The organism is Amycolatopsis solani, from assembly GCF_033441515.1.
Taxonomy (GTDB): Bacteria; Actinomycetota; Actinomycetes; order Mycobacteriales; family Pseudonocardiaceae; genus Amycolatopsis; species Amycolatopsis solani.
On the sequence record NZ_JAWQJT010000001.1, the window covers coordinates 79,449 to 96,170 of the forward strand.

At 73.1% G+C, this 16,722-nt stretch carries 14 protein-coding genes; 3 read left to right on the forward strand and 11 right to left on the reverse strand.

Annotation, left to right across the window (positions count from 1 at the left end; genetic code table 11):
- Position 1: 1 nt before the first annotated feature.
- From SD460_RS00355 to SD460_RS00380, 6 genes are all read right to left on the reverse strand, one after another.
- The gene (locus SD460_RS00355; RefSeq protein WP_290060146.1) at positions 2-1,201 is read right to left on the reverse strand and encodes an ROK family transcriptional regulator; all 1,200 of its coding nucleotides are present in this window, start codon (positions 1,199-1,201) and stop codon (positions 2-4) included.
- Between the two features lie 230 nt (positions 1,202-1,431).
- Complete coding sequence (gene nudC / locus SD460_RS00360) at positions 1,432-2,451, reverse strand: NAD(+) diphosphatase (protein ID WP_290060142.1); 1,020 nt, start codon at positions 2,449-2,451, stop codon at positions 1,432-1,434.
- Positions 2,451-3,830, reverse strand: coding sequence for a M16 family metallopeptidase (locus SD460_RS00365; protein ID WP_290060143.1), 1,380 nt, complete (start codon positions 3,828-3,830; stop codon positions 2,451-2,453). Before SD460_RS00365 ends, nudC begins: the two co-directional genes overlap by 1 nt.
- The gene (locus SD460_RS00370) at positions 3,827-5,119 is read right to left on the reverse strand and encodes a M16 family metallopeptidase (RefSeq protein WP_290060144.1); all 1,293 of its coding nucleotides are present in this window, start codon (positions 5,117-5,119) and stop codon (positions 3,827-3,829) included. The genes SD460_RS00365 and SD460_RS00370 overlap by 4 nt, the downstream gene beginning before the upstream one ends.
- Before the next feature lie 9 nt (positions 5,120-5,128).
- Positions 5,129-6,736, reverse strand: coding sequence for a DUF2207 family protein (locus SD460_RS00375; RefSeq protein WP_318305771.1), 1,608 nt, complete (start codon positions 6,734-6,736; stop codon positions 5,129-5,131).
- Positions 6,737-6,738: 2 nt separating this feature from the next.
- Entirely contained in the window at positions 6,739-8,451 is a 1,713-nt protein-coding gene (locus SD460_RS00380) for a DUF2207 family protein (protein ID WP_318305772.1), read from the reverse strand.
- Positions 8,452-8,828: 377 nt separating this feature from the next.
- On the opposite strand from SD460_RS00380, the gene SD460_RS00385 reads away from it, so the two are divergent.
- On the forward strand, positions 8,829-10,058 hold the full coding sequence (locus tag SD460_RS00385; RefSeq protein WP_290053889.1) for a neutral zinc metallopeptidase: 1,230 nt from the start codon (positions 8,829-8,831) through the stop codon (positions 10,056-10,058).
- A gap of 2 nt (positions 10,059-10,060) precedes the next feature.
- Positions 10,061-10,573, forward strand: coding sequence for an SMI1/KNR4 family protein (locus SD460_RS00390; RefSeq protein WP_290053887.1), 513 nt, complete (start codon positions 10,061-10,063; stop codon positions 10,571-10,573).
- Between the two features lie 4 nt (positions 10,574-10,577).
- Here SD460_RS00390 and SD460_RS00395 read toward each other — a convergent pair whose 3' ends face one another.
- Positions 10,578-11,462: an RDD family protein gene (locus SD460_RS00395; RefSeq protein ID WP_290053899.1), complete on the reverse strand. Its 885-nt coding sequence runs from the start codon at positions 11,460-11,462 to the stop codon at positions 10,578-10,580.
- Between the two features lie 33 nt (positions 11,463-11,495).
- Here SD460_RS00395 and SD460_RS00400 point away from each other — a divergent pair, with 33 nt between their 5' ends.
- Complete coding sequence (locus SD460_RS00400; RefSeq protein ID WP_290053885.1) at positions 11,496-12,503, forward strand: stage II sporulation protein M; 1,008 nt, start codon at positions 11,496-11,498, stop codon at positions 12,501-12,503.
- Here the strand turns inward: SD460_RS00400 and SD460_RS00405 are convergent.
- From SD460_RS00405 to SD460_RS00420, 4 genes are read right to left on the reverse strand one after another with little or no spacing between them, the layout of a single operon-like run.
- Entirely contained in the window at positions 12,495-13,241 is a 747-nt protein-coding gene (locus SD460_RS00405; protein ID WP_318305777.1) for a hypothetical protein, read from the reverse strand. The genes SD460_RS00400 and SD460_RS00405 overlap by 9 nt on opposite strands.
- A 60-nt stretch (positions 13,242-13,301) precedes the next feature.
- A complete protein-coding gene (locus SD460_RS00410; RefSeq protein WP_290053881.1) occupies positions 13,302-14,594 on the reverse strand; it encodes a DUF58 domain-containing protein in 1,293 nt (430 codons plus the stop codon).
- Between the two features lies 1 nt (position 14,595).
- On the reverse strand, positions 14,596-15,561 hold the full coding sequence (locus SD460_RS00415) for an AAA family ATPase (protein WP_290053879.1): 966 nt from the start codon (positions 15,559-15,561) through the stop codon (positions 14,596-14,598).
- Positions 15,558-16,697, reverse strand: a complete 1,140-nt coding sequence (locus tag SD460_RS00420) for a DUF4350 domain-containing protein (RefSeq protein ID WP_318305779.1) — start codon at positions 16,695-16,697, stop codon at positions 15,558-15,560. The genes SD460_RS00415 and SD460_RS00420 overlap by 4 nt, the downstream gene beginning before the upstream one ends.
- Positions 16,698-16,722 lie beyond the last annotated feature (25 nt).

Sequence of the window (16,722 nt, forward strand, 5' to 3'; positions counted from 1 at the left end):
CTCATCGGTTGGGGCTACTCGGGTGCTTGTCCTCGGTCCGGCGTGAGCCGAGGAGCGTGGGGGTGACGACGCCGAAGACGTCCTCGCGGGTTTTGGCGAGCGCGGACTGCAGCGCGCCCGCGCGAACGGCGTTGCCCTGCACGGAAGCGCAGCCGACGGGCGTGCGCGGCAGGACGAGTTCGTGCAGCTTTTCCTCGACCAGCGCGGCGAATTCCTCGCCACCCGCGCGGCTGGTGTCCCCGCAGAGGAGCACGAGCTGCGGGTCGGCGACGGCGACGAGGTTGGCGACCCCACCGGCGACCCGCTTTGCCAGGTCGTGCCGAAACGGGTGGCGTGGTTCGGTTTTCGCCACGGCTTCCCACGCGGTTCCGGCTTCGATGCCGTGCGCGGCGGCGAGGCGGCAGATGGCGGGCGAGTCGACCAGGTTGCCGAACCGGGCGCCGGCCTCGGGCCAGGCGTCACCGGTGTCCACAGTGGCCGGATCGGGGACGCGCATCCAGTCGATCTCACCGCCACCACCGGTCGCGCCGCGCAGCAGCCGTCGTCCGATCACGACGGCGCCGCCGACGCCTTCGGACAGCCACACCATGACGAAGTCGTCGACGTCCTGGGCCTGCCCGACACTCATCTCCTCGACGGCGACGAGGTTGACGTCGTTCTCGATGAGGACGTCGACGCCGAGCTCGTCGGAGAGCTTCTGCGGGACGTCGAAGCCGAGCCAGCCGGGGATGTGCGGCGCAGAGGACAGCAGGCCGGTCCGCGGATCGAACGCCCCCTGCGCGCCGATCACGACGTGAGCCAGGTCTTCTCGCTGGATCCCGGCCTCTCCGGCGACTTTCTGGAGCGCTTCGCCGAAGGCCCCGACGACGTCGGCCCCTTCGTGCACGGGCAGCGGCGTCCGGTACTCGGCGAGCACGACCCCGGCGACATCGGCGACGACGAAGTCCGCGAAGTGCGGCGTGAGATCGACAGCGGCGACGAAGGCGAGGCTCCCGTTGGCGGCCCAGAGCTGGGCCCGCGGCCCGCGTCCCCCACCCCGGACCCCGGCCTTGACGACGAGATCGTCCAGCTCGAGCCGGGTGATGAGCTGCGCGGTAGCGGGCTTCGAGAGGCCGATGGCGAGCTCGAGTTCAGCGCGGGTCAGCGGGCCTTCCCGGAGGAGGACCTCGATGGCGGCGCGATCGTTGATCTCGCGCAGCATCCGCGGGCTACCGGCTCGCACTCGTTGCTCCCGACTTAATTAGGATACTTTACAGACGGTTTCCGGGGACTGTAGTGAGCCGGAGCACAGCCGTCAACGGTCTCTTGAAACGTCGAGGTAACGCTTGCCGGGTGACTGGGCCACGTGGCGGAAACATGCACGGGGCGCAACGAAAACGGCCCCGGCGAGTAGCCGGGGCCGTTTTCGTCGTCGCACTCTGTGGCGGGTGGTTACTCCTCCGCGTCCGCCCAAGCCTTGAGCATCACGCGGGCGATGGACGAGTTGCCCGGCAGGATGATCTCCGCCGCGCCATCCGCGATCGGCGTCGGCTTCGAACCCTCGCCCCGCACCGAACTGTTCTCGAACGCCGCCCGCACCTCCGGGCGCGACACCCATAGGGCCTCTTCGATCTCGCCGTCCGCCGGGACCAGGGGCAGCGTCCGGTCCGCTCGGGCGGTGAAGCCCAGCATGATCGAACGCGGGAACGGCCACGGCTGGCTGCCCAGGTACCGCACGTCGGACACCGATGCCCCGACCTCTTCCCGGATTTCCCGCACCACGCAGGCTTCCAGGGACTCCCCCGCCTCGACGAAGCCGGCCAGTACCGAATAGCGCCCGGCCGGCCAGATCGGCTGGCGGGCCAGCAGGACGTGCGAGCCGTTCGTGCCCTCCAGCGAGTGGACCAGGCAGATCACCGCCGGGTCCGTGCGCGGGTACTCCTCGCGGCCGTCGTGGGTGCACTTGCTCGCCCAGCCGAACTGGATCAGCTCTGTCGGGTGGCCGCAGCGGGTGCAGAACTTGGCCTGGCGGCGCCAGTTCCGCAACGCCTGCGCCGTCGTGAACAAGCCGGCCGACGTGTCGTCCAGCAGGTCGCCGTAGCCGCGCAGCTCGACCCAGATCTCGCCGTCGGCGGCCGGGACCTCCTCGACGAAACCCCAGCTGCCGGCCATCTTCACCGTGCCGGCGTCGCCCGACGGGCCGCCCGGGAGCGACCAGTAGTCAGTGTCCTGCCACTCGCCGAGGAAGACCGCGTCCGCGGGCGGCGCAGTACCGAAATCGATCGCCTTGCGGAAGGCCAGCACGGACGCCCCCTCGACGACCGGGGTGCGCCCGGTGTCGTCCAGCAGGACGACCCGGGCGTCCGCCCATCGGGACAACAGGCGCGAAGGGTTGGTGCGCAAGCCTTCCTGGCGGTCCACAGTGGACCGGGACAGGGTGGGCAGGTCCCCCAGCGTGAACGGGACGGACATCAGGCGGGCTCGCCCACCACGACGTCGCCGAGTGCGAGGAGCTTGCGTTCCAGCACCTCCGCGTCGCCGACGACCACGCCGGTGAACCGCTTGGGGGCGAAGAACTTCAGCGCCGCTTCGGCCACCTCGTCGGCGGTCACCGCGGCCACCCGTGCCGGGTGCTCGTTCAGCCACTCCAGGCCCAGCCCGGTCGAGGCCAGCGCGAGCACCTGCCCGGCCAGCCCGGCCTGGGACGACGTCGACGTCAGCAGCGAGCCGATCGCGTACTGCCGCACCGATTCCAGCTCGTCGCCGGTCGGCGGGACCTGGCCGAGGCGGCCCAGTTCGTATCGGGTTTCCAGCAGCGCCGGAGCGGTCGCGTCAGTCGCGGTGTCCGCGTCGACGTTCACCACCGCGGTGCCGTCGGTGAACTCGAAGCCCGAGTGCGCGGAGTAGGTGTACCCCTTGTTCTCGCGGATGTTCTCCACCAGCCGCGACGAGAAGTACCCGCCGTAGGCCAGGTTCGCCAGCTGCAGCGCCGCGTACCCCGGGTCGGTGCGCGGGACGGTCTGCGCCGACAGCCGGATCTGCGACTGGACGGCGCCGGCGCGCGGCACCAGCAGCACGTTCGGCCCGGTCAGGTCCGGCAGCGCCGGGAGCCGCACGGCGGAGCGGTCGGACGCCCAGCCGCCGAGCACCTTTTCGAGGTCGCCGATGACGGCGGCGGGGTCGAGGTCGCCGACCAGCACCAGCACCGCGCCGCGCGGCAGGACCGAGGCCTGGTGCAGCGCGCGCACCTGCTCCGGCGTCACGACCGCGACGTCTTCGGCGCGAGGGACCTCGCGGGTGGCCGGGTGGTCGCCGTAGCGGTGCTTCTGCAGTGCTTCCCGCGCGATCGTGCGGGGCTGCGTCCGCGAGACGGCGATCCGCTCGACGAGCCGCTCCTTCTCGCGGGCGATCTCGTCGTCGGCGTACGTCGCGCCGGTGAGGACGTCGCCGAGCACGTCGAGGAACGTCGGGAGCTTGTCGGCGAGCGCGGATCCGGTCAGCACCAGGCGTTCCGGGTCGACGCCGGCGCCGATGTCGCCGCCGATCAGCGCCAGCTCGGCGTCGATCTCGATGCGGTTGCGCCGCGCGGTGCCGGTGAGGATCGTCTCGGCGAGCACCTCGGCGATCGCCGGGTGCAGCGCGTCGTCGCCCGCGAACGGGATCCACAGCCGCGCCTCGACCAGCGGCACGGTCGCCTTGCGCACGGCGAGCACGCGCAGGCCGTTGCTCAGTTCGGTGTCCACGTGGGACAGGTCGGCGGCAGCGCGCTGCGCGCCGAGCGGGGGCAGTGGCCGGGGGCCCTGCGCGGTGCGGCCGATCTCTTCCGCACTGCGGTGCGTTGCCGAAGTCACTGCTCGTTGTTCCCTTCCGAAGCGGGCTTGACCACCAGCACGGCACGCGCGTCCGGGCGCAGCGCCTTCGCCGCCGCCGAGACGGCCTCCGCGGTGACGGCCGACATCCGGTCCGCCAGCCGGTACACCAGCGACGCGTCGCCGTAGAGCAGCTCGAACGAGCCGAGCGCCAGGGTCCGGGACACCAGGCGGTCGTGCTCCGAGTGCAGGCTCGCCGTCCAGCGGGCCGTCACCTTGCGCAGCTCTTCGTCGCTCGGCGGCGTTTCGGCGAGCTTCTCGAGCTCGTCGTCCAGCGCGGCGAGCACCTGCTCGCGGGGCACCTCGTGCGGGTGGATGAGGGTGATGGTGAACGTGTCGGGGTCGCGGGCCTCGAACGGGCCGAACAGCCCGGCGCCGGCGCCGATGTCGACGACCAGCGGCTCGCGGTGCACCAGCCGCTGCTGGAGGCGGGACCCGTCGCCGTCGGTGAGCACGCCGGCCAGCACGAGGTAGGCCAGGTAGCTGTCGACGTCGTTGATCGGGTCGGGCATCCGGTAGCCGATGCCGAGCGCGGGCAGCGGGGCGTGCGGGTCGATCGTCTCGCCGCGCAGCTCGGTGGTCGGCAGCGGCTCGGCGAACGACGGGCGCTCCGGCGCGGGCCGGTGCGGGACGTCGCCGAAGTGCTTCTCGATCAGGTCCTTGGCCGCGCCGACCTCGAAGTCACCGGCCACCGTGAGCACGGCGTTCGCCGGCGCGTAGTAGGTGTCGAAGAACGCGGCGCAGTCCTCGACCGTGGCGCTCTCGAGGTCCTCGAAGCCGCCGTAGCCGTTGTGCGCGTTGGGGAACGTCGAGTACAGCACCGGCGGCAGGGTGATCCACGGGAACCCGCCGTACGGCCGGTTCAGCACGTTCAGCCGGATCTCTTCCTTGACGACGTCGATCTGGTTCGCCAGGTTCTCGGCCGTCAGCTTCGGCGCGCGCATCCTGTCAGCTTCGAGGAACAGCGCGCGCTCGAGCGCGGCGCTGGGCAGGACCTCGAAGTAGTCGGTGTAGTCCGGGTGGGTCGACCCGTTGAAGGTGCCGCCGCTGGACTGGACGTGCCGGAAGTGCGCGAGCTTCTCGAGGCTCTCGGAGCCCTGGAACATCAGGTGCTCGAAGAGGTGCGCGAAACCGGTGCGCCCCTCCGGCTCGGAGCGGAAACCCACGTCGTAGTGCACGCTGACGCCGACCACCGGCGCGGTCGCGTCGGGGGCGAGAACCACCCGCAGACCGTTGTCGAGGGTGTATCGGACGAGCTCGGGATCGGCCATGGCCCCACCCTACGACGGCGGAGCGGGTTCCGGCGTCCGGCCTCGGGAGTGGGAAACCGGGTTCTCACCCGGTTTCCCGCCCGCGACGTCGACGAGGTGGGCGCGGCGGGCGCCGGCGAACGCGCCCGCGAGCGCCGCCGCGAAGGATCCGGCCTGGTCAGGGCCGATTTCGCCGGCGTGCCAGTACACCCGCGGCGGGTGCGGGAGTGCGGCGAAGGCGGCGACCCACGGCGCCAGTTCGCCCAGAGCTGACGCGTACGGGAGCCCTCGCGAGAAGACGAGCTCGCGCTGCGGCTTCGTCAGGTCCTCGGGCTTGGCCGACGCCAGCTGGGCGGCGACGCCGCGAAGGCGCCGGGCCACGTCGGTGCCCGCCCGCCGCCGCGCGGGCAGCGCGGCCGACGTCACGACGGCGGCGACCCCGGCCAGCGCCAGGATCACGCCGAGCTGGGCGTAGCCGACGGTGAGCGCGAGCAGCACGGTGAGGAACAGGCCGTAGAAGACGACCCGGATCCCCGCCCGGCCGAGCCGGCGGGGCTCGCGGACGACCCAGCCGCGGCGGACGGCGTCGGCGTGCAGGGCGTCGTCGACGTCGACGTGCCGGCGGCGCAGCTCGGCGACCGCCCCGGTGTCCTCGGCCGCCGCGAACACCGCACGTTCGAAGGCCGTCAGGTGCTCGTCGGGCGGGTTGCGGCGGGTCAGCCGCCAGTCACCGTCCCCGGCGCTCACCCACAGGTAGTTGCGGACGGCGAGGTCGAGCACGGTCGCGGCCAGGTCGGCGGGCCCCGGGCGCCCGTGCAGCAGGAGGCCGGCGTGCCCCGGCAGCACCCCTTCCGGCGACGCGAACTCGCCCCCCTCCGTCACTTTCACGTGAAAGTGCGCACCTGGGGGCCGCACTTTCACGTGAAAGTGCCGGGCGCGCCAGACCAGGGCGGCCGTCAGGAGCAGGAGCGCGCCGAAGCCGGCCCAGGCCCAGCCGACCGGGGCGGTGAGCACGAACGCGCCCGCGATCGTCTCGGCCGGCACCACGACGGCGTTGGCGGGCACGGTCCCCACGGGCAGCTCGACGGTCGTCGTCATGCGCTGCCCCGCGGCCAGGTTCTGCTGGCTGAACCGGGTCAGCCCGGCGTGGTCGATCTGCGCGGCGCCGCACGGGAAGTCGGAGTCCGGCGGGCCGGCGAGGCAGTCGACCGCGACCGGGATCTTCGGCGCGGCGAAGGAGGCGCGGAGGAACTTCAGCTCGGTGCTCCAGCCGCCGGCCAGCTCCCAGGTGACCCGGTCGCCGGCCACCGCACCGTCCACTGTGTACCGGAGGATCGAGGTGCCGGAGGTGAGGTGGACGGTGAAGGCGTCCTCGGCCACGTTCGCCGTCCCACTGCCTTCGAGGACGACGTCGCGGACCTGGTAGAGGCGGTCCCTGTGGTGGGGCGCGGCGACGCGCAACGCGACCCGGCGGTCCATCGTGACGCCGTTGGGCACCGAGATCGCTTCCGCGACCGACAGCGAGCCGTCGCGCTCGAGCTTGAGCTGGATCTCGGCGCTCTGCGGCAGGGTGGGCAGCGGCGGCTGCTCGAGCGGTGCCGCGGTGAGGAAGAGCGCGAGCGCGGCCGCGGCGAGCACGGTCAGCGCGCGGTGCGGCCGGACGCGGTGAGCAGCCCGTCGAGCGCGGTCAGGAACGACGGGAAGTGCGTGCCGAACCGCCGCAGGTCGGGGTCGGATTCCATGCCGCCGTACCAGTACAGCCCGGCCGAGCCGTCCGCCGCCGGGTTCAGCCCGGCGAACGCGCCGAGCCAGCGTTCGGTGTCGCCGAGGACCACGGCGTACGGCAGCGAGCGGGAGAAGACCAGCTCGCGGTCGGCGGGCGGGATGTCCTCGGCCTTGGCGGTGTGCAGGTAGTCGAGCAGGCCGCGGACCTGGCCGGCCAGAGCGCGGCCGCGCGCGGTGCGGGTCGGCAGCAGCGCGGCCGCCGCGACGACGCCGAGGCCCGCCAGCGCGACGGCGACGCCGAGCAGCGCGTCCCCGACGGTGAACGTGAGGACCGCGGTGGCGACGAGCCCGAGCGCGAAGATCCCGGCCCCGAGCCAGGTCAGCCGTCCGCGCGCGGTGCCGGGGCGGCGGGAGAACCAGCGCTTGGTGACGACGTCGGCGTACATCGCGTCGCTGATCCGGCGCAGGTCGAGCCCGCCGCGGGCGCGCAGCTGCGACACCAGCACGGTGTCGGTGCCTTCGGGCAGGAGGGTTTCGCAGACGGCGCGCTCGAACTCGTGGAGGTGCTCGTCCGGCGGGTTGCGGCGGGAGATCTGCCAGTCGTTCCCGGGGACTTCCGCCAGCCAGAGGTAGTTGCGGACGGCGAGGTCGACGACGGTGGCGCTGATGTCGACGACGTCGACGGTCTCGTCGACGACCGTGCCGACCTGCCCGGGCAGCACGCCGTCCGGACTGGCGAAGAAGACGCGGTCGCCGTCGCGCAGGAGGACCTCGACCGGGCCGGTGGCGACCCGCAGCGCGCCGGCGTCCTGCTTGCGTCGCCGCCACACCAGGATCCCGGCGGCGACGAGGAGGACGAGCAGGACGGCGAAGACGACGCCCGTCAGCGGCGTGAGCGCGAAGGCGTTGGCGAGCAGGCCGATCTCGGCGAACTTCGCGGTCGCGGGCGCGGTGTTCGCGGGCAGCCCGACGAGCAGGTCGACGCGGTCACCGGGCCGGACGTCGTTCTGTTCGAGGCGCACGACCCCTGTGTGGTCGAGTTCGGCGAGGGTGCAGCGCTGGCTCGAGCCGACGGGGCCGGCGAAGCAGTCCACGGGGGACAGTTCCGGCGAGGGCGCGAGGAAGGACGCGGTGAGCTTGGTCAGCGGGGTGTCGAAGCCGCTGGCGACCTGCCACCGGGCCTGCTGGCGGCCGCCCTGGTCGGCGATCGCGCCGTCGACCAGGTAGGTGACGGTGCCGGCGCCGCCGGCGAAGGTGAGCACCAGCTGGTCACCGGTGAGCTGGCTGGTGGCGGCGCCTTCGGTCTTGACGTCGCGGACGGCGTAGACGCGGTCCTGGTCGTCGCCGGCGGGGACCCGCAGCGGGACGCGGGAAGTGAGCTGCTTCCCGCCGGGGACGGTGACCTTTTCGGTGACGGAAAGGGAGCCGTCGCGGAGGACTTTGAGGGCGACGTCGGCGATCGGGCCGTCCGGGGGCTGGAGGTTCTCCCCGCCGGTGAGCTGCTGGGGCTTCGGCACCAGGTCACTCGGCAGGTTCGGCAGGCTGGGCCCGGCGTTCTGCGCGGCCGCGGTCCCGGCCCCGAGCACCCCGGCCACGACGACCAGCGCGGCCGTGGCCCCCCATTTCATCGACACAGCACCACACCCTAGAGCACTCGATCTATGCTGACGCCCGGAACGGCGAGATCACCGCAGGTACGCCGCTTCCGACGGGGAAAAGTCTTGGGGGGTTCCACTCGATGACGCACGGCCCGCAGGGTCCCGGTCCACACGGTCCCGGTCCGCACGATCCGCGGCGCCCGCCGCCGGGGGCCCGCCCGTTGCCGCCGCCGGCCGCGCGTCCGTTGCCGCCGGGGAGACCGGGTGGCGTGCCCGGGCAGCCGGGCCCCGGTGGCGTGCCTGGGCAACCGCAGCACCCTGGCCCGCAAGGTCCCGGCTCGACCGGGCAGCGGCCGGCCGGCGCACCGGGCCACCCGCCGCAAGGCCCAGGTCAGCCGCAGTACCCCGTGCCGCCGCGATACCCGCAGCCGCCGCAAGGCCCGGGTCGTCCGCCGCAGGGCACCGCGCCCTACGGACCGCCGACCGGCCCCAACCCCGTCCCGCCCTTCGGCTACCCCGCACCGCCACCCGCCCGGAGCCCGCTGCCGCCACCCGCCGCCGCGCCGGCCGCCTTCGTGCCCGGTGGGTACGTCGCGCCGCCGCCCTACGCTCCCTACGGCACGCGCTTCGGGCCCTACCCCGCCAAGAAGTCCAACACCGGGGTGATCGTCGCGGTGGCGATCTTCGCCATCGTCGCCGTCGCCGGGGGGCTCGTCGCCGCCGTCGCGCTGATCGGCGGGAACTCGCGGCACGTCGCCGATGCCGGGTATTCGAGCACCTACCCGACCAGCACCGAAGAGACCACCGAAACCACCGAAACCACGTCTTCCTCGACGACCGAAGAAACGACCAGGACCCGCACCTCCGAGCGCGAGACGCCGACGTCGCAAACCCCGTCCGGCCCGCGCTCGGTGGTCGCCACCGGGAACAACCCGCTCTTCGGCAGCCCGGACTACGGCCTGCAGAACGTCTCGTGCTCGCTGAGCCGCTGGGCGACCGACCAGAACAGCGCCACGAAGTTCTTCCAGTCGGCCATCACGTGCCTCGACGCGATGTGGTCACGCATGCTCGGCGCCGTCGACCTGCCGTTCGAGTCGCCGAACCTGGCGGTGCCGCGGTCGCTTTCCGAGTCGTCGACGCCGTGCGGCAGCGGCGGCACGACCACCGGGGTCACGCCGTTCTACTGCCCGAGCAACAACACGATCTACATGCCGATGGACCGCATCGAGATCGATGTGTGGGGCAACCACCCCGGCCCGTACCTGTCGATCCTGGCCCACGAATACGGCCACCACGTGCAGAACATGGCCGGCATCTCCGAGGCGTACGGCAACCAGCGCTACGACGCCGGCGCCGACTCGGCGGCGGGCCTGGAGCTGTCGCGGCGCATGGAACTCGAGGCGCAGTGCTTCTCCGGCATGTTCCTCGGGTCGACCTCGGTCTCCGGCGGTTCGGTCGACAAGAACATCTACAACGAGGCCTGGAACGCCCAGGACCGCGGCGACGACTACGCCCGCAACGGCAAGCGCGACCACGGCAGCGCCAAGCACAACACGTCCTGGTGGCAGCACGGCGCGACGACCAACCGCAACCAGCAGTGCAACACGTGGCTCGCGGCTTCGGGAGACGTGTCCTAGCGATGACCGATTTCCGCGCGATGTTCGGCGACGAGCTGTGGAAGCGCCGGACGGTGGAGTGGGCGGAGGTCGAAGCCGCGCTCGGCGTCGGCCTGCCCGAGGACTACAAGTCCTACGCCGAGCAGTACCCGGCGCTGTACTTCGACTCGCTGATCACCATCCTGCACCCCGGCCACGCCGACCCCGCGCTGAACTTGCTCGCCTTCGGCAAGCGGATCCGTGACGCGTGGCGGGCCTTCGGGCCGACGTTCGGGCCACCCGCGATGTCCTTGTCGATGTACCCGGCGGCCGGCGGCCTGCTGCTGTGGGGATTCGACGCCGACCTGGGGTACTACTTCTGGCGGACCCGGGGAAAGCCGTCGGAGTGGACGATCGTGGTCGAGGAGAGCTCGCAGTGGTGGGAGTTCGACGGCGGGTTCGGGGACTTCTGGGCGAGCTTGACCAACGGGGAAATCAGTTCACCGGTCATCCCCGAAGGCTTCCCGGACGAAGACTACGTCGTCGAAGAAGCTTGAACCCCTAGCTCGGCGGCGTGAACGGGTTGTCGCCGGACGGCGGCGTCGGGGGCTCCGGCGCGGGTGCGAACCCGGACGGCGCCCCGTAGCCCTGCCCCCGCGCCGCCTGCACGCGGGCCGTGTACGCCTGGACCGCTCGGGCGTGGTCGCGGTTGCGCCGCTCCGCCAGCACCGCCGCCAGGAACGCCCACGCCGGCACCCCGGGCGGCACCGGCGTGCCCAGTGCCTCGGCCACCTGCTGCGCCAGCCCCCAGCCCAGCGCCTGCGCCGCTTCCGGGCGCAGCTGGGCGAAGCGGGTCAGGAACTGGCGGCTCGCCAGCGCGAGGTCGTCCGGGAGCCGCGTCAGGTCGAGGTGGGACGCCCAGCCTTCGAGGCCCGGGGGCATCGCGATGGCCGGGTGGCCGGTCGTCTCCGGGACGCGCTCGCGGATCACGAGCGTGCCGGCCAGGAAGTCGCCGACGCGGCGGCCGTCGGACGAGCACAGCGACACGATCACCGCGACCGCGCCGAACAGGCCGAGCGTCCAGAAGTCGACGACGAAGCCGGCGAGGCCTCGGACCAGGGCGTGCCGGAAGCGGATCGGGCCGCCGTCGACGCGGACCACGCGCAGGCCCACCGCCATCTTGCCGAGGGAGCGGCCGCGCGTGAGCGTCTCGGACAGCACCGGGTAGCCGACCAGGATCAGCACCACGCACACCAGGATCAGCGTCAGCGCGAGGGCTTCGTCCTCGCCCGGGACCGTCAGCGTGAGCACGATGAACGCGGCCAGCAGCACCGCGAACTGCAGGAGGACGTCCAGCGCCATCGCCAGCGCGCGGCTGGCGAGCTTGGCGACGCGCAGGTCCAGGACGACCGCTTCGCCGGTGACCAGCTCGGATTCCTCGTGCACGCGGCCCAGCGTATCGACGGATAGGGTGACGTCGTGGATGTGGACGTCTTCGTCGCGGCGCACGCGGCGGAGTGGAACCGGCTCGGCGAGCTGAGCCGCCGCGGCGGCAAGCTGACCGGCGCCGAGGCCGACGAGCTGGTGACGCTCTACCAGCGGACGGCGACGCACTTGTCGATCGTCCGGTCGGTCGCGCCGGACCCGGCGCTGATCGGACGGCTGTCCGAGCTGGTGGCCCGCGGCCGGTCGGCGATCTCGGGGTCGCACAACCCGGCGTGGCGCGAGGTGGCGCTGTTCTTCACGCGCCGCTTCCCGGCCGCGGTGTACCTGTCGCGGCGCTGGTGGATCCCGGCGGCGCTGGTGTCGATCGCGGTGATGGCGGTGATCGCGGTCTGGGTGGCGGGCGACCCGCACGTCCGCGCGTCGATGGCCACCCCGGACGAGCTGCGCGAGCTGACCAGGCCCGGCGGCGAGGCGGAGAACTACTACTCGACCGGCCCGGCGGGCTCGTTCGCGGCGCGCGTCTGGACGAACAACGCACTGGTGGCGGCGAACTCCCTGTTCCTCGGCATCGCACTCGGCATCCCGGTGATCGGCGGCCTCTGGCTGAACGCCCTCAACGCGGGCGTGATCATCGGCGCGATGAGCGCGGCCGGCCGCGGCGACGTGATGATCGGCCTCCTGCTCCCCCACGGCCTGCTGGAGCTGACGGCGGTCTTCGTGGCGGCGGGCACGGGGCTGAAACTCGGCTGGACGGTGATCGACCCCGGCCGCCGTTCCCGCGGCGCGGCGCTGGCCGAGCAAGGCCGTTCGGTGGTGGTGATCGCGCTCGGGCTGGCGTGCGTGCTGCTGGTGACGGGCATCATCGAGGCGTTCGTGACGCCGTCGGGGTGGCCGACGTGGATCCGGGTGGGGATCGGCGTGGTCGTCGAAGTGGCTTTCCTGGTCTACGTTTTCACGCTCGGCAGGCGGGCGGCGAAGGAAGGCGAAGTGGGCGATCTCGACGCGAGGGACGCCGGGGACGCGCTGCCCGAGTCAGCATAGGCACGACCCCTCGAAGGCGATCGACGAACCGTCCTCCAGCCCCGCCGACCCGACGAAGCGCGCCTCGAACTCCCCCACCTCCGTCAGCACCACCTTCGGGCTCGACGCCGTCCCGTCCGCCCCGGTCTTCACCGTCACCGTCTCCCCGCCGCCCTCGAAGACCAACGCGCTCTTCGGCCGGGCCGCCCGCACGAAGAACGTCACCGGCACATCACCCGCCGGCTGGCCGTTTTCGCCGATCACCCGGACCACGAACGGTGCGCCGGGGTCCTTCGACGCCAGCCGCTGGCCGTTGCCGGAAAGGATCGCCAACGTCCGCCCGCCCGCGGCCCACGTGTTGGCGATTCCCGTCAGGGAACAGACTTCCTGGTACAGCCGCGCCCCCACCGAAGGGCTCTCCGCCGTCAAACAACGCGCGGTGGCCACGTTCGCGATCTCCACGAGACCCGGCAGCCCCGCGATCCGCCGCCACGCCTGGTGCTTGTCCGCCGCGTCGCACGCCGCCAGCTTCACCGCGACCCCGTCGACCGGGCTGACCGCGGTCAAGCACTGTCCACTTGAGACATTCGTGTAGTGCTGCGAAGCGTACGTCCACGCCGCCCCCGCGTCCCCCGCGTCCGCCAGCACCGGCTGGCCGGAAACCACCGCGAGCGAGACCTTCCCGCCGCCGTCGGCCAAGTACACCGGGGCGCCGTCCGAGACCACCGGCGCCGACGCCATCGCCAAGACCACCGCCATGAACTTGAACATCCTCCGGGCTTAACAGGCCGAACGGACGTTCACCACCGCAGCCACCCTTTAGAGCCGCCCGGCCGCCTTCAACGCCAGGTAGCGGTCCGCCAGCGCCGGGGGCAGTTCCTCCGGCACCGCGTCCACCACGCTCACCCCGTGCCGCCCCAGGCGCTCGGTCACTCGCCGCCGCTCGGCCAGCGTGCGCGACGCCACCGCCGCGTCGTACACCGCTTCGGCGTCGCCGCGGCCGGTCAGCATCTCCGCCACCCTCGGATCCGCCACCGAGGCCACGATCAGCTCGTGCCGCGCGGTCAGCGAGCTCAGCACCGGGAGCAGGCCCTCCTCCAGCGGCGCCGCGTCGAGCCCGGTCAGCAGCACGACCAGCGCTCGGCGGCGCGTCCGCTGGAGCACCTCCGCGACCATCCCCCGCGCGTCCGTCTCGACCAGCGACGGCTCCAGCGGCGCCATCGCGTTCACCAGCGACGTCAGCAGCGCGGCCCCCGACGAACCCTGCACCGCCGCCCGCGGCCGCCGGTCGTAGGCCAGCAGGTCGACGCGGTCGCCGGCCCGGGACGCCAGTGCCGCCAGCAGCAGCGCCGCGTCCATCGCCGCGTCCAGGCGGGGCGCGTCGCCCACCCGGCCGGCCGAAACGCGGCCCGTGTCGAGCACCAGCACCAGGTGCCGGTCGCGCTCGGGGCGCCACGTCCGGACCATGACGTCGGCGGCCCGCGCGGTCGCCCGCCAGTCGATCGAGCGGACGTCGTCGCCGATCACGTACTCGCGCAGCGAGTCGAATTCCGTGCCCTGGCCCCGGATCAGCACCGCGTTGCGGCCGTCGAGCTGCTGCAGCCGCGCCAGCCGCGACGGCAGGTGCTTGCGGCTGTGGAACGGCGGCAGCACCCGGACGGTCCACGGCACCTCGTGCGAACCCTGCCGCGCGGCCAGCCCCAGCGGCCCCACCGACCGGACCGTCACCCGCGCCGCCGTCCGGTCACCGCGGCGCGACGGCCGCAACGAAGTCACCAGCGCCCGCCGCTCCCCAGCGGGGACGCGCAAGACGTGCCGATCGGACGCGCCCGCCGAAGGGGGCCACGCGTCGCGCAGCGGTCCCCGCACGGTCCGCCCGCCGGGATTGCCGACCAGCAGCGTCACCTCGCACGGCTCGCCGAGCCGGACCGAAGTGTCGCCGGAGCGCGAAAACGTCAGCGCCCGCACGCTGCCCGCCAGCACCAGGTCGACGACGACCAGCACCAGCAGCACCCCACCGACCGCCAGCAGCCCGGCGTCCGACGGCGCCAGCAGCCCGACCACCAGCGCGCCGAACAGCGCCAGCAGCCCGAGCCTCCCGGTGACGGCCATGTCAGCGCGGCACGGGCACGGACGCGAGCACGCGGTCCAGCACGCCGTCCGCGGTGACGCCTTCGAGCTCGGCTTCCGGCCGGACGTCGAGGCGGTGCCGCAACGCGGGCCGTGCCAGCGCCTTGACGTCGTCGGGGGTGGCGTAGTCGCGCCCGGCGAGCCACGCCCAGGCCCGGGTGACCGCCAGCAACGCCGTGGCACCACGGGGAGAAACGCCGATCCGCACCGACGGCAGCGACCGCGTCGCCCGGCACAGGTCGACGACGTAGCCGATCACCTCGGGGCCGACGGTGACGCGGGCGACGGCTTCGCGCGCGGCCGCCAGCTCCACCGCGCCCGCGACCGCCTTGAGGCCCGCCGCCGCGAGGTTGCGCGGGTCGAAACCCTGCGCGTGGCGCCAGAGGATGCCGATCTCGTCCTCGCGTGAGGGCGCCGGCATGGTCAGCTTCAGCAGGAACCGGTCCAGCTGCGCCTCCGGCAGCGGGTAGGTGCCCTCGTACTCCACCGGGTTCTGCGTGGCGATCACGATGAACGGGTCGGGCAGCGGCCGCGTCTTGCCGTCCAGCGAGACCTGCCGCTCCTCCATCGCCTCCAGCAGCGACGACTGCGTCTTCGGCGGCGTCCGGTTGATCTCGTCGGCGAGCAGCAGGTTCGTGAACACCGGCCCCTCGCGGAAGGAGAACTCGCCGCTGTGGGCGTCGTAGACGATCGAGCCGGTGACGTCGCCGGGCATCAGGTCCGGCGTGAACTGCACCCGCTTGGTCTCCAGGTCCAGCGCCGCGGCCAGCGCACGCACGAGCAGCGTCTTCGCCACGCCGGGGACGCCTTCGAGCAGCACGTGCCCGCGGCACAGCAGCGCCAGGATCAGGCCGGTGACGGCGGCGTCGTTGCCGACGACGGCCTTGCCGACCTCGGCGCGCAGCGCGATCAGCGCGTCACGGGCCCCGGTCGCGTTCTCGCTGGTCAAGTTCGCCCTGCCTCTCGTTCCACCCTGTCCAGTTCGCCCGCCAGCCGGACCAGCTCGGCGTCGCCGGTCACCGGCGGGCCGTAGAGCACCGCCCCGACGTCGTTCGCGGCGCGGCCGGTGCGCTCGCTCACCGAGGCCACCAGCGCCGCCGGGTCGGCGTCGCGCGGCAGGCCCAGCGCGGTCCGCAGCCGGGTCCGCGCCGCCTTCCGCAGCGTCTCACCCGCGTGGTCCGCGGCCTTCGCCCGCCGGTACAGCCGGGCGCGCCCCTCGGCGGTTTCGGCCGCGCGGACGACGATCGGCAGCGGCTCGGTGACCACCGGGCCCAGCCGCCGCGCCCGCCACAACGCCAGCAGCACGACGGCGATCCCGGCCTGCGCGGCGCCGTAGTACCAGCCGGCCGGGATCAGGTCGAAGATCGACTTGCGGGTGTCGTCCAGCCCCGGGTCCGACACCGACGGCAGGTACCAGACCAGCCGCGGGTGCGCCCCGAGCAGGCGCAGCGCGAGCGCCGCGTTGCCCTGGTCGGCGAGCCGCGAGTTGGTCAGCGGCGCCGCCGAGCCGAGCAGCGTCGTCGTGCCGCCCGCGTCGGCGAGCTGCAGCAGCGTGCCACCGCCGTCTTCGCCGGGGTAGCAGGACCGCGCGCCCGGCGCCGCGTACCCGGTCCCGCCGAGCGTGACGTCGCCCGCCGCGACGGCCGCGGCGACCGTGCACTGCGGGCTCAGCGTGCCGACGTCGTTGTCGCTTTCCCGGCGCACCAGCGGCAGCGAGTCGTGCAGCGTCACCGCGCCCGGCGCCACCAGCACGACGTCGGCGGAGCCCCGCCTCATCGCGTCGAGCCGCTTCGCCGGCACCAGGTCGGGCTGGGTGACGAGCAGCGTCGCGTTCTGGCCGACGGCGTCGTCCGCTTCGGCCATCGTGTGCGCGGTCCGGAGGTCGACGCCCTGGTCGCGCAGGAGCTTCGCGAGCGCGTGGGCGCCGCCGGGTTCGTACGAGCCGGGTTCGAGGGCGCCGTGGGTCTGCTCCCCGCGGCCGAGCAGGAGCAGAGCGCCCGCGCCGAAGATCAGCGCGACGAGCGCGAGCGGGATCCGCGCACCGCGCCAGATCCGGCGCAAGTCCGGCGAGACCGCTGTGCTCATGCCGCCTCCGCGGGAGGGAGTACGT